The following is a 12,959-nucleotide window of genomic DNA, read 5'->3' as shown; positions in this document are numbered from 1 at the left end:
TGCTCACGCCTCCGTCAGGTCGCCGTAGGCGTCCGGCCTGCGGTCTCGGTAGAACGCCCAGGTCTGGCGGACCTCGTCGATCAGGTCGAAGTCGAGGTCGCGGACGAGCAGTTCCTCCTTGCTGTCGGAGGCGGCGCCGTCCACGAGCTGACCGCGGGGGTCCACGAAGTAGCTGGTGCCGTAGAAGTCGTTGTCCCCGTACGGCTCGGTGCCGACCCGGTTGATCGCCGCGATGAAGTACTCGTTCGCGACCGCAGCGGCGGGCTGCTCCAGCTGCCACAGGTACGCCGACAGGCCGCGGCTGGTGGCCGAGGGGTTGTAGACGAGCTGGGCGCCGGCCAGGCCCAGGGCGCGCCAGCCCTCGGGGAAGTGCCGGTCGTAGCAGATGTACACGCCGATCCGGCCGACGGCGGTGTCGAAGACCGGCCAGCCGAGGTTGCCGGGCTTGAAGTAGTACTTCTCCCAGAAGCCCTTGACCTGCGGGATGTGGTGCTTGCGGTACTTGCCGAGGTAGCTGCCGTCGGCGTCGATCACGGCGGCGGTGTTGTAGTAGAAGCCGGACTGCTCGACCTCGAAGACCGGCACCACCATGACCATCCCGGTCTCCTTGGCGAGCGCCTGCATCCGGCGCACCGTCGAGCCGTCCGGCACCGGTTCGGCCCACCGGTAGTGCTCGGCCTCCTGGACCTGGCAGAAGTAGGGGGCGTTGAACACCTCCTGGAACCCGATCACCTTCGCGCCCTGCGCGGCCGCGGCCCGCGCGTGCTCCTCGTGCTTGGCGATCATCGACTCGGTGTCACCGGTCCAGGTGGCCTGCACCAAGGCGGCCCTGACGACGTTGCTCATCCGCAGCTCCTCTGACGTGACGTCACGTCGGTTCTACGCCCGTAGATCCCAGCCGTCCGACGAACGTAAGTCCCTCGCTCCACTCTGGCAAGGCCCGTGCGGTTACCAGCCGACAACGGGCATGTTTCCTGCCCGCCCGACCCATACGGCGCATCCGGGCGGGCCTCGTGCGGGTCCCTTGCCGGGGGACTGGGCCGGGTCCGGTGGCGAAGGCCGCGCCTACGGTGCGGCGCGCTTCCCTTGCGAGCCGCGGCTTCGAGTCCGGCCACAGGCGTACGCGGGCCCGGCGCCGTACGGCAGGTTCGGCGTCTCGTCCGCGCGCCGTCCCATGTCGTGGGCGTCGTCGGCGACTTGCCGCGCCTGCTGGGCGGTCACCGCAAAGTCGAGGCCGCCGCCCCGCTTCCGCGCTCGCTCCACGTGTCAACGCGGGTGAACCCGTGATGGCGGGCCACGTCCCGCGGTGGACTTCCCCTGACGCCGGCCGGCCGGCGACCGTACGTGGCCGCGGCGGCTGGACCGGGAGGGCCGCGTGGACCGACAATCGCGTTGCCCGGCCGCCGTCCAGGAGCCGGACGTGAGCTGGGTACGGGCCGGAGACGAGTCGACTGCGAGGCGCCATGACCGAGGACGGGCCGCCGCGGGCGTTCCTGCTGCTGCACGGGTGGCAGAACCGCCGCCCCGCCGGGCACTGGCAGCACTGGCTCGCCGCCGAGTTGGGCACGCTCGGGCACACCGTGGACTATCCGCAGCTGCCCGACCCGGACCGGCCGGACCTGGGACGGTGGCTCACCGAACTGCGGATGCGGCTCGCCGGGCCCCGCACGGCGCCGCTCACCGTGATCTGCCACAGCCTGGCCTGCGCGCTGTGGCTGCACGCAGCGGTGGCACCCGAGCATCCGGAAGCCCGACCGGAATTGACCCCGGCCGCCACACCCACGCCCGCACCCGCACCCGTCGACCGTGCCCTGCTGGTCGCGCCGCCCTCGCCGGGCTTCCTGCGGCAGCACCCCGAGGTCGCCGCTTTCGCACCGCCGCCCGTGACCCGGGCCCAGCTGTCCGCCGCGGCCGGCCACACCCGCATCGTCGCCTCCGACAACGACCCCTGCTGCCCCGAAGGCGCCGTCCCTGCCTACGGCCGCCCGCTGGGCCTGCCGACCACCACGCTCCCCTCCACCGCCCACCTCAACCCGGCTGCGGGCTACGGCCCTTGGCCGTCCCTCCTGAACTGGTGCCTCGCCCCGACCGCGGACACCCCGATCGGACCGGCCCCGGCGTGACGCGGCCCCGGTCGGCGCGGTCCGTTGCCCGCCGGCGCGACCGGACCGGAAGTTCGCCGCGCCTGAGCCGGGCTCGGCCGGGCTAGAGGCGGAGTGCCGCGGAGATGTCGCGTTGGCAGGGGCCGGAGACGCGGGCGGCGGCGGCGAGGAGGGGGGTGGCGAGGGAGGGGCGGGTGCGGGTGACGGCGGCCGCGGTGGCGGCGGGGCGGGAGCGCGCGAAGGTTTCCAGGAGTTCGCCGGATTCGTCGGTGCGGCCGGCGCGGTGGAGGAGGTCGGCCACGACGGCGACGTCCTCGGGGCTGCGGGCGGCCGCCTGGTGGAGCAGGGTGCGGCAGTCGGGTCCGCGCCCGTCGGCGGCGAGCGCGGCGACGGCCTCGGCCAGCGGTTCCGGCGGGAGCGCGGCGATCTCCCAGAGCAGGGTGGCGACGTCGGCGCCGAGCCCGGTGCGCTCCAACTCCCTTACGACGTAAGGGATACGGTCGGCGGGCCCTTCGGCGGCGGCGCACAGGACGAGGTAGGCGGCGCCGCTCTCCCCGGCCCGCCGCAGCGCGCCGAGCCTGGCCGCGCCGGCCTGCGCCTCCGCGGTCCAGCGCGGGTCGCGGGCGGGCACGGCGGAGGGGGTGGCGGGTGCCCTGGGCGCTCCGGCGAAGCGCGCCCCGCTGGGCGCGGGCCCGGCGGCGGGCGCGGACGGCGCCGGGAGTACGGCCTCGCCGACCGCGTCCGCGGTGGGTGCGCCGGCGAACCGTGCTCCGCGCGGCGCGGCCGACCTCACCCGGGCGGCCGTCGCGGGGGCCGGGGTGACGGGCGACCCGCTGGGCGCCGCAGCACCGGAACCGGCGAACCGCGCCCCCGTGGGCCGCCGCACCGTCGGGGCCTCGGGCCGCACCGCCCCCACGTCGTCGGAGCCGGCCACGCCGGTACCCGCACCCGCACCCGCACCCGCACCCGCACCCGCACCCGCGGGCATACCCGCACCCTCCCGCCCCAGCCGCGCCGCCCCCACCGCACCGGCCAGCCGCCCCCGCAACTCCTCGCAGCGCGCCGCCGCCCGCGAGAGGTCGTCCCGCGCCCAGGCGAGGCCGTTCGCCAGCCGGGCGCCGGCCGGGCCCGCGGTATCGGCGCCCGCCTCCTCGTAGGCGCGCGCGGCAGCCCGTGCCCGCGCCGCCGCGCCGTCACGGGCGCGGATCGCCGCGTCCAGCCGGCCGCGCAGCGCGTGGGACGCGCCGGGCGCCGAGTCCTCGGCGGCGGCCGCGGCCCGGTGCAGCGCGTACGCCCGGCCCACCTCGGCCGGATCGGCGTCGCCCGCACCGCCGTTGGCCGCGACGTCGCGCAGCACGGTACGGACCACGTCCCACGGCGGGAGTCGGCGCCCGCTGCCGTACTCGGCCGCGGCGTCCGGCTCGCGCTCGGCGAACACCCCGTACCATCCGGGCTGCCGGCCGAGCGCCGCGAGCAACGACTGGAAGTAGTAAGTGAATTCGGCCGCCACCGCGCCCTCCACCCTCACGAGTCGGGCTCCGCTCCACCCGGCTTCCGTCCGGCATTGGACACCCGCTCCGTTACGGGGCTGCTACGGGGAGTTTTCCGCCCCGCTCCGCCCGGCCCGGGACCCGCTCCACCGGCCCCTCCTCCGGCCCGCGCCCGACCGAGCCCGACCGCACTCGACCGCTCTCGCCTGCGGCTGCCCGCTCCCGCCCCTCGGCGCCGGCCCCCGCGCCGGAGGAGCACATCCGCCACTCGACAGTCAAACTTGCAAGTCTTCCTGCTCATCTCCTACGGTGGAGGTCATGTCACAGGCCGAACGTCTCCGCACCGCGGACGAGCTGACCACGCTCGTCGCGCAGCTCTCGCGGCGCATGCGGACCGCCTCGGCCGGGGCGGAGATCACCCCGTCCCAGCAGTCGGTCATCAGCCGGCTCCACCGGGAGGGCCCGGCCACCACCGCCGCGCTGGCCCGCGGCGAACTCGTCCGGCCGCAATCGATGCGGGCGACGCTCACCGCGCTGGAGGAACGCGACCTCGTGGTGCGCGCCCCGCACCCGACCGACGGCCGCCAGGTCGTCTTCTCCCTCACCGACGAGGGCTCCCACCTGCTGCACACCGGCCGCCAGGCCCGCCGTGGCTGGCTCGCCGAAGCGATGGAGACGCACCTCAGCCCGGCCGAGGAGCGCGCGATGGCGGCGGCGATCCCGCTGCTTCGGCGCCTGGTGGAGTCGTGACCGGCGCCCTCACGCCCCGCACGGCCCCTCGAATACGCCCTGCCCTCCGCCCGGCGGTCCGCCGATGAGCCGGTCTCTGGACGAACCCGTGGGCGAACCCGTGGACGAGCCGAGCGACGCGCCGCACGGGCGCACCTCCCCCGCCGCCGACCACCGCCCCACCGACGGCGCGGCCGACAACTCGGTCGGCGCCACCGCCGGGTTCGGCCCCCGCCTGATCGTGCCGCTGATGCTCGGCGCGGTGCTCAACCCGATCAACTCCACCATGATCGCGACCACGTTGGTCGCGATCGGCGGCAGCTTCCACGTCGGCGCCGCCGACACGGCCTGGCTCGTGTCGAGCCTGTACCTGGCCAGCGCGGTGGCGCAGCCGACGATGGGACGGCTCGCGGACCGGCTCGGGCCGCGCCGGGTGTTCCTGACCGGGCTGCTGATGGTCGCGGCGGCCGGGCTGGTGGGCACCGCGGCACCGTCGCTGGCGTGGCTGATCGTGTCCCGGGTGATGCTCGGCGTCGGCACCTCGGCGGCCTATCCGGCGGCGATGGCGCTGCTGCGCGCCCACTCGCAGCGGATCGGCGTCCCGACCCCGCGCCCGGTGCTGGGGCTGCTGTCGCTGGCGGGCCTGTCCAGCGCCGCGGTCGGCCCGGTGCTGGGCGGGGTCCTCGCCGCGACCCTCGGCTGGCGCGCCGTGTTCGCGGTGAACCTCCCGCTCGCCCTGCTCGGCTTCGTCCTCGCCGCGCTCTGGCTGCCGCGCACGCCCCCGGCGAAGCCCGCGACCGCGGCCGGGTCGGCTGCCGGGAACGCGCGGCCGAGCAGCCTCGACCCGGTCGGCATCGCCCTGTTCGCCGCGCTGCTCACCTCCCTGATGCTGTTCCTGATGCGGCTGGCCGCCCCGCCGTGGCCGCTGCTGCCGGTGGCCGCCGTGCTGGGCGGCGTGCTGGCGTGGTGGGAACTGCGCCGCCCCGCCCCGTTCCTCGACCTGCGCATGCTGGCGCGCAACCGTCCGCTGTCCCTGACGTATCTGCGGCACGGCATGACGTACCTGGTCGTGTACTGCGTGATGTACGGCTACGCGCAGTGGCTGGAGGACGCGCACGGCTACTCCTCCGCCACGGCCGGGCTGCTGATGCTGCCGATGTCGGTCGCCGCGATGGCCACGTCGCTGCTGGGCGCGCGGACGAAGGGGATCAGGGCACCGCTGATCACGGCCGCTGTGCTGCTGCTCGGCGGCAGCGGGCTGCTGCTGGCGGCCGGCCACACCACCCCGGCGGTCGCGCTGGGCGCGGCGGGCGCGCTGTTCGGCCTGCCGCAGGGCCTGACCTCCACCGCCAACCAGGCCGCGGTGTACGCGCAGGCGCCGTCCGGCGAGACCGGCAGCGCGGCCGGGCTGCAGCGCACCTCGCAGTACCTGGGCGCGATCACGGCCGCGAGCCTGATCGGCCTGTTCTACGGCCGGCGGGCGACCGACGCGGGGCTGCACGAGATGGCGCTGACCTCGGCCGGGCTCGGGGTCGCGGTCCTCGTGCTCACCGTGGCCGACCGTTCGCTGCGCAGGGCCGGCCGGTGATCCCCGTCGCCCGCACGCCCCGCGCCCGCCTTCCGCACGCGACGCCCGAGACGACCGCGGCGCCCGCACCCGTACGCCCGGCCGACCCGGCCGCCGCCGTACGCCCGCGTGTACGCGTACGCCCGCCGCCGCGCGTACCGCACGGGCCGTACCGCCCTCTGACCATTCCCGTCATCGCAACACGCACCACCGACCCCCGTGAGAGAGAGCATTCAGCCATGACCGCCACCACCCTCGACGCCCGCACCGCGCTCGTCGTCATCGACCTCCAGCAGGGCATCACCGGCCTGCCGACCGTCCACCCGTCCGCCGAGGTGATCGAGCGGGCCGCCCGCCTGGCCACCGCCTTCCGGGAGCGCGAGCTGCCCGTGGTCCTGGTGAACGTGACCGGCGTGGCGCCCGGCCGCAACGACGGCGGCCCCGGCGGCTCCGTCACCTTCCCCGACGGCTGGGCCGACCTGGTCAAGGAGCTGGACCAGCAGCCGAGCGACATCACCGTCAGCAAGCAGCAGTGGGGCGCCTTCTACGGCACCGGCCTCGACATGGAGCTGCGCCGGCGCGGGGTGACCCAGATCGTGCTGGTGGGCATCTCCACCAGCATCGGTGTGGAGTCCACCGCCCGGGACGCGTACGAGGCCGGCTACCACGTCACCGTCGCCACCGACGCGGTGACCGACACCGACGCGGACGCGCACGCCAACTCCGTGCAGCGGATCTTCCCGCGGCTCGGCGAGACCGGCAGCACCGACGAGATCCTGGCGCTGCTGCCCGCCGCCGGGAACTGACCCGCACCGGGCCCTGATCCGGCCCGGAACCCGACGAGGGGGCGCCGCCCGCCGGCCCGCCTCGTCCCACGGCCGCCGCCGCGCCCGCCCGGGCCCGGCGGCGGCCGTGTGTCCGCGACCGTGTCCACGGCCGTACCCACAGTCGTATCCGCGGCCGTGTCCGCACTCGCGCCCGCGGCTCCGAGGGGGCGACGGTCCGGCTCGAACACCGCTACGATGCCGCGCCATGAGCGACGACGTGCGCACCCTCGTGCTGGCGCTGGCCGGGCTGGTCATCGGCGGCCTGCTCGGCTGGCTGGTCCGCGGCTACCTGTGGCACCGCAAACTCCACCGCAGGCAGCGCTTCTTCGGGCTGCCGAAGGACTCCGAGTGCCTGCTCGTGGTACCGCGCGACCCGGGCGCGCGCGGCTGGAGCCTGGCCCGGCACGACGCCTTCGCGCTGCTGGAGCTGGCCGCGGTGATCAAGGAGTGCGGCGCGCACGCCGAGGTGCTGGCGCACGACACCGCCTGGCAGGGCTTCGGCGCCCGCACCGAGTTCTGCATCGGTGGGCCGGCGGCGAACTACCGGCTCGCCGCGCACCTGCGCTCGATGCTGCCCGGCGTGGAGATCGACACCGATCCGGCGCAGGGCCCGGACCAGGGCGCGATCACCGTGGCCGGGGAGACGTACCGGCTGGAGAAGGGCGCGGTGGAGTACGTCCTGCTGGCCCGGCTGGCGTCCGGCCGCGACACCGGCAACGACCGCCCGGTCTTCCTCGCCTCGGGCCAGCGCGGCATAGCCAACCAGGCCGCGACCCGCTACCTCGCCCGCCACCACCTGCGGCTGACCCGCAAGTACGGCCTGGACTCGACCTTCTGCCTGCTGCTGCGGGTGGTGAACTCGCAGGCGTACGGCTCCGACGTGGTGGAACTGGTCGCGGACGTCACGAAGGCGGCGGTCACCGCGCCGAAGCCGCCGAAGACCCTGACGGCGGGCTGAGCTCGACCGAGCCCGGTCGGCCGCGCCGTGTCCACGACGTGGCGCCGCGGTCCCGGGCGGCGCTCCCCCGGCCACGGCACTAGTTGGCGAGGCCGATGACCATCCACATGATCCCGGCGCCGCCCACCGTGCAGACCAGCGTGGAGGTGGACGGGTGCGGGCTGTGCGCCTCCGGCAGGATGTCGGAGGTGGCCAGGTAGAGCAGGAACCCGGCGAAGAAGCCGAGGTAGAGGCCGAGCACCCCGGACGGGATGGTGAACGCGAGGGTGACCGCGGCGCCCACCACCGGGGCGAGCGCGTCGGCGGCCAGCAGCGTCTGGGCCCGGCGCCGGCCGTTCCCGTACAGCCGGGTGATCGTGTACGTGTTGAAGCCGTCGGCGAAGTCGTGCGCGACGACCGCGATGGCCACCACGATGCCGACGGTGTTGCCGGCCTGGAAGGCCGCGCCGATCGCGAAGCCGTCCATCACGCTGTGCCCGACCAGCGCGCCCGCCGCGGCGACGCCGATGCCCTTGACCGGGTCGTGCGCGTGGCCGTGGCCGTGGGTGTGCGAGGCGTACTCGCCTTCGTGGGCGCGGTGGATGGCGACCGAGCGCTCCACGATGTGCAGGGCCAGGAACCCGGCCACGAACATCAGCAGCCCGGCGGGTACCCCGAAGACGTGGTGCGGCTGGTTCTCCAGCGCCTCGGGCAGCAGGTCGAACCCGACGACGCCGAGCATCAGCCCCGCGGCGAGGCCGAGGACGAGGTGGCGGCGGTCCCCGATGTGCTGTGCGACGACGCCGCCGACCAGGGTCATCACGAAGGCGCACGTGGCTATCAGGACCGGCATGCCGCAATGATCCAGGACGGCGTCCGCGCAGGCGAATCCGGGTGCCCCTCGCCGGGGAGCACCGCCGTGGGCGGGCGGTCAGCCGGCCTCGCGCCGGACGGCGTCGTGCTCGGCCCGCTCAGCCTGCTCGGCCTGCTCCGCCCGCTCCGCGCGCTCGGCTCGCTCGGTACGGGCGTCGGTGATGTCCAGGAAGACCCGGTCGGCGGCCGGCCAGCGCTCCCGGATGGAGCGCCGGATGCGCATGCTGACCTCCTCGACGCGTTCGCTGTCCATCCCGCCAACCAGGTCGATCCGCGCAGCGACCAGCGTGGAGTCCAGGCCGAGCCGCATCGTCAGCAGTTCCTCGACGGTGTCGACCTCCGGCTGCCGGGCGAGCAGCGCCTCGATCTCGTCGCGCAGCCCGGGGTCGGCGGCCACGCCGATCAGCTGGCGGTGCGCGGTCCGCGCCAGACCGGTGGCCACGATCATCAGCAGCACGCCGATCGCCATCGACGCGGCCGCCTCCGCCGCGCCGTCACCGGTGGCCATGTGCACGAGCATGCCGGTGGCGGCGAGCAGCACCCCGATCACGGCAGTGCCGTCCTCCGCGAGCACCGTGCGCAGCGCCGGGTCGTCGGTGCCCTCCTCGGACCGCCGGGCCTGGCGCGCGGCGCGCAGCAGCGAGCCGCCCTCGGCCAGCAGCGACACCAGCAGCACCGCCAGGCCCGCGAGGTAGCCGTCGCGGCTCTCGTTGCGGTGGTCGCCGAGCGCGTGGATGCCCTGGTAGAAGGAGAAGCAGCCGCCGAGCACGAAGATCCCGACCGCGGCGAGCAGCGACCAGAAGTAGCGCTCCTTGCCGTAGCCGAAGGGGTGCCGGCGGTCCGGGGCACGGCGGCTGCGGCGCAGCGAGGTGAGCAGGAAGACCTCGTTCAGGCTGTCGGCCACCGAGTGCGCGGCCTCCGAAAGCAGCGCCGGGGAGGCCGCGAACAGTCCCGCGGCGGTCTTGGCGGCGGCGATCACCAGGTTCGCGCCGAGCGCGACCAGTACGGCGCCGCGGGTGCCCTCGTCGCGTGACTGCCCTGCCATCCGCTCACTCCCCATCGGTCACTCTCGGTGGTCCCTCGTACAGCGCTCCGCTTTTCCCGCTCGCCACTCGTGTTCCCCCGCTGATCGCGGGCATCCGTCCCTTGAGGAGGTGCCGAAATGTCTCTTTCCGAGCAGCACATGGTCCAGCTCGCGCTCCCGGCCGGTTCGATCGGCCCCTTGGTGATCGGAATCTGCATCGTGATCGTCCTGATCGCGGCCGTGGTGTTCGGGATGCGGCGGGTGGGCCGCGGACCCGCGGTGCCGCGGGGCAGGCGGCCCCGGTCGGGCGCGTGGGCGACCCGTCAGGAGCACGACAGTGGTGCGCCGCCGGATCACGGGCCCGGTCACCAGGGTGACGGGCACCGCAGCCACGACGAGCGGCGGATCGAGCCCGACGAGATGCCGCATGACGGGAGGCGGCGGCTCCCCCACGAGGTGCACGCCTCCGGCGTGCGCGGTGGGCGCGTCCGTACCCACACGCAGCGGCACGGCGGCCACAACGTGGATTAGTCCCTGCGGGTACCCGGGCGGGACCCGCCCGGGTGCCCTCGTCCCGCCCGTCCCGGGACCACCTGCCGGTGGGCGGGTGAGGTGCGTGGCCCTTGCGGCCGTGCCTTCGCCCGCCTGTTGGTGGGTGGGTGACATGGGTGCCCCTTGCGGTCCTGCTTCGCCCGCCTGTTGGTGGGCGGTTGCTCGCGCAGTTCCTCGCGCCCCTTGGGGGTGGTTGCTCTCCGTCGCCATAGTGCCGCTGGCACTGTGGCGACTCGCGCAGTTCCCCGCGCTCCTGATCGGTGATGCTCCTTCCGCGGAAGGAGCATCACCGATGAGGGGCGCTGGGGTACCTCCCAGGCGAAGCTCTGGGGGAGGAACGGCGCGACAAGCCACCCACCGGGCGGAAGGTCCCGCGAGGACGGGGCCGGGGCACCCGGGGGGGTTCAGTCGGCCAGGAGCTTGCGGGCGGCCGCGGTGATCGCGGGGGCACTCACCCCTGCGGCGTCGAGTTGCTCATCGGGAGTCGCCGACCCCGGCATGGAGTGAACGGCGAGCCGGGTGAGCACCGGCATGGGATGCCCGTTCCCGAAGGACTCCAGGACGGCGTCGGCGAGCCCGCCCTCGGGGTGGTGGTCCTCGACGGTGACGAACCGCCCGGTCGCCTGCGCAGCAGCCCGCAGCGTCTGCACGTCGACCGGCTTGACGGAGTAGAGATCGATCACGCGCGCGCTGATCCCTTCGGCCGCCAGCTTGTCCGCGGCGCTGAGCGCCTCGTGCACGGTCACCCCGGCACCGATGAGCGTGACCTGGTCGTCGTCGCTCGCGCGCAGCACCTTGCTGCCGCCGATCGGGAAGGCGTCGTCGGGCCCGTAGATCACCGGGAAGTCGCCGCGGCTGGCCCGCAGGTAGGTGACGCCGCGCCGCTCGGCCATGGCCGTGACGAGCTGCACGGTCTGGTTCGCGTCGCACGGGTAGAGCACGGTGCTGCCGTGGATCGCGCGCAGCATCGCGATGTCCTCCAGGCCCATCTGGGACGGGCCGTCCTCGCCGATGGCGACGCCCGCGTGGGTGCCGACCACATTGAGGTCGGAGCGGGACACCGCGGCCATCCGCAGGAAGTCGTGCGCGCGGGTCAGGAACGCCGCGAACGTGGACGCGTACGGCGTCCAGCCGCACACGCCGACGCCGACGGCCGCGCCGATCAGCTCCTGCTCGGCGATGTAGCACTCGATGTAGCGGTCGGCGTGGTCGGCGGCGAACAGCTGCGCCTTGGTGGAGTCGCCGACCTCGCCGTCGAGGGTGACGATGTCGCCGCGCCGGTCCCCGAGGGCCGCGAGCGTCTCGCCGAACGCGGTGCGGGTGGCGACGCTGCCGCCCTTGTCGTACCGCGGCAGGGCGGCGTCCGGGTCGGGCGCCGTGCGCGGCGGCCGTACGGCATCGGGGGGCCCGGCGACCTGGACCCGCAGGTCACGGCGGCCGCCGAGCTCGCGGATCGCGGCTTCGGCGTCGGGCAGCGGCTTGCCGTGCTTGCCCTCCTGGTTCTCCACGGCGGCCACGCCCCGGCCCTTGCGGGTGCGGGCGATGATCGCGGTGGGGGCGCCGCGGTTGCCGCGGGCGGTCGCCATGGCCCGGTCGACGGCGTCGACGTCATGGCCGTCGACCTCCACGGTGTGCCAGCCGAACGCCCTGATCCGCCGGGCGTACGCCTCCAAGTCCCAGCCGTGCCGGGTGGGGCCTCGCTGGCCGAGCCGGTTCACGTCGATGATCAGGGTGAGATTGTCGAGCCCTTCCATCCCGGCCTGCTCGAACGCCTCCCACACCGATCCCTCGGCCATCTCGCTGTCGCCGCACAGCACCCAGGTGCGGTACGGCAGGTGGTCCAGCCGGGCGCCCGCCAGCGCCACGCCCACGCCGATCGGCAGGCCCTGGCCGAGCGAACCGGTGGCCACGTCGACCCACGGGATCTTCGGCGTCGGGTGGCCCTCCAGCCGGCTGCCGAGCTTGCGGAAGGTGAGCAGCTCGTCGTCGCTGATGGCGCCGGCCGCCTTGTACGCGGCGTACAGCAGCGGGGAGGCGTGGCCCTTGGACAGGATCAGGTGGTCGTTGCCGGGGTGCTCCGGATGGTCGAAGTCGTAGCGCAGGTGCCGGGCGAGCAGCACCGCGAAGATGTCCGCGGCGGACATCGAGGAGGTGGGGTGCCCGGAGCCGGCGGCATCCGCGGCCCGGACCGCGTCCACTCTGAGCTGCTGCCCGAGTTCGGCGATCTGCGCGTGGCCGAGCACGGTATCCTGCGTGACGGTCGGGGGCATCAGGTTTCCCTTCTCGCGACGGTCCCCCTTCCGTGCGGCTGCCCGGGCCCCTAGCACGTAAACGGCCCCGCCGCAGTGGATGCACCTTCGCCCCGCCGCCTGCCGGCGCGCCGGGCCCACCACCGACCGGTGGACCCTGAACCGGCAGGACACACCAACCGCGGGGTCAGGGGCACCCCAGTACGCGGTGGACGAGGGTGTCGCGCTCGGTCTGGGGGATCGCGGTCCAGCGCATTCCGCGAAGCGCACCCTCGAGCGCGAGGAGGGTGTGGGTGCAGGCGTCCTCCGGAAGCTCCGGGCGGATCTTCTCGAAGGCGCGGCCCGAGCCGAGGCGGCGCAGTTCGCCCGCGTCGTCCACTCCGGCGCGGCGCAGCCGATCTGCGAGCACCGCTCCGATGTTCGGCAGTTGCTGAAGGGAGTCCACGTCGTGCCTCCGTACAAGCCGGTGGTGAAGGTGGTGTGAGGGAGCGTCAGGGACCGGTGAGGGCGTGTCCCGGGATGTCCGCTGGCGCCATCATGCACGCGCGGCGGTGCCCTTCCGGCCGATCGGCCGCTGACACGCCCGTGGTGGTCCCCCGCGCTGATGAC

At 74.7% G+C, this 12,959-nt stretch carries 12 protein-coding genes; 6 read left to right on the top strand and 6 right to left on the bottom strand.

What is annotated here, in order from left to right:
* Nucleotides 1-3 precede the first annotated feature (3 nt).
* Nucleotides 4-846: a nitrilase-related carbon-nitrogen hydrolase gene (locus OG370_RS33750; protein WP_328470979.1), complete on the bottom strand. Its 843-nt coding sequence runs from the start codon at nucleotides 844-846 to the stop codon at nucleotides 4-6.
* Nucleotides 847-1,463: 617 nt separating this feature from the next.
* Here OG370_RS33750 and OG370_RS33745 point away from each other — a divergent pair.
* On the top strand, nucleotides 1,464-2,123 hold the full coding sequence (locus tag OG370_RS33745) for an RBBP9/YdeN family alpha/beta hydrolase (RefSeq protein WP_328470977.1): 660 nt from the start codon (nucleotides 1,464-1,466) through the stop codon (nucleotides 2,121-2,123).
* A gap of 82 nt (nucleotides 2,124-2,205) precedes the next feature.
* Here OG370_RS33745 and OG370_RS33740 read toward each other — a convergent pair whose 3' ends face one another.
* Complete coding sequence (locus OG370_RS33740) at nucleotides 2,206-3,612, bottom strand: hypothetical protein (RefSeq protein ID WP_328470975.1); 1,407 nt, start codon at nucleotides 3,610-3,612, stop codon at nucleotides 2,206-2,208.
* Between the two features lie 298 nt (nucleotides 3,613-3,910).
* Between OG370_RS33740 and OG370_RS33735 the strand changes: the two genes are divergently transcribed.
* The 4 genes from OG370_RS33735 (at nucleotide 3,911) to OG370_RS33720 (ending at nucleotide 7,673) form a co-directional block, all read left to right on the top strand.
* Nucleotides 3,911-4,342 carry a MarR family winged helix-turn-helix transcriptional regulator gene (locus OG370_RS33735; RefSeq protein WP_328470973.1) on the top strand — a complete coding sequence of 144 codons (432 nt, stop codon included), beginning with the start codon at nucleotides 3,911-3,913 and terminating at the stop codon, nucleotides 4,340-4,342.
* 64 nt (nucleotides 4,343-4,406) lie between these two features.
* On the top strand, nucleotides 4,407-5,909 hold the full coding sequence (locus tag OG370_RS33730) for an MFS transporter (protein WP_328470971.1): 1,503 nt from the start codon (nucleotides 4,407-4,409) through the stop codon (nucleotides 5,907-5,909).
* A 218-nt stretch (nucleotides 5,910-6,127) separates the two neighbouring features.
* Complete coding sequence (locus OG370_RS33725) at nucleotides 6,128-6,694, top strand: isochorismatase family protein (RefSeq protein WP_328470969.1); 567 nt, start codon at nucleotides 6,128-6,130, stop codon at nucleotides 6,692-6,694.
* Between the two features lie 226 nt (nucleotides 6,695-6,920).
* On the top strand, nucleotides 6,921-7,673 hold the full coding sequence (locus OG370_RS33720; protein WP_328470967.1) for a hypothetical protein: 753 nt from the start codon (nucleotides 6,921-6,923) through the stop codon (nucleotides 7,671-7,673).
* 79 nt (nucleotides 7,674-7,752) lie between these two features.
* Here OG370_RS33720 and OG370_RS33715 read toward each other — a convergent pair whose 3' ends face one another.
* Together OG370_RS33715 and OG370_RS33710 are read right to left on the bottom strand one after the other, a co-directional pair.
* Nucleotides 7,753-8,505, bottom strand: a complete 753-nt coding sequence (locus OG370_RS33715; RefSeq protein WP_328470965.1) for a ZIP family metal transporter — start codon at nucleotides 8,503-8,505, stop codon at nucleotides 7,753-7,755.
* A 78-nt stretch (nucleotides 8,506-8,583) separates the two neighbouring features.
* Nucleotides 8,584-9,570, bottom strand: a complete 987-nt coding sequence (locus tag OG370_RS33710; RefSeq protein ID WP_328470963.1) for a cation diffusion facilitator family transporter — start codon at nucleotides 9,568-9,570, stop codon at nucleotides 8,584-8,586.
* 117 nt (nucleotides 9,571-9,687) lie between these two features.
* Between OG370_RS33710 and OG370_RS33705 the strand changes: the two genes are divergently transcribed.
* Nucleotides 9,688-10,080 (top strand): DUF6479 family protein, encoded by a 393-nt coding sequence (locus OG370_RS33705; RefSeq protein WP_328470961.1) that lies wholly within the window; start codon nucleotides 9,688-9,690, stop codon nucleotides 10,078-10,080.
* Nucleotides 10,081-10,505: 425 nt separating this feature from the next.
* On the opposite strand, the gene OG370_RS33700 is transcribed toward OG370_RS33705, so the two are convergent.
* Both OG370_RS33700 and OG370_RS33695 read right to left on the bottom strand, forming a co-directional pair.
* Entirely contained in the window at nucleotides 10,506-12,371 is a 1,866-nt protein-coding gene (locus OG370_RS33700; RefSeq protein WP_328470959.1) for a transketolase, read from the bottom strand.
* A 166-nt stretch (nucleotides 12,372-12,537) separates the two neighbouring features.
* A complete protein-coding gene (locus OG370_RS33695; protein ID WP_328470957.1) occupies nucleotides 12,538-12,795 on the bottom strand; it encodes a TfoX/Sxy family DNA transformation protein in 258 nt (85 codons plus the stop codon).
* Nucleotides 12,796-12,959: the final 164 nt, after the last annotated feature.

The organism is Streptomyces sp. NBC_00448, assembly GCF_036014115.1.
Classification (GTDB): Bacteria; Actinomycetota; Actinomycetes; order Streptomycetales; family Streptomycetaceae; genus Actinacidiphila.
Note: the sequence above shows the minus strand (reverse complement) of the source record. Positions and strands in the feature narration are given on the sequence as shown.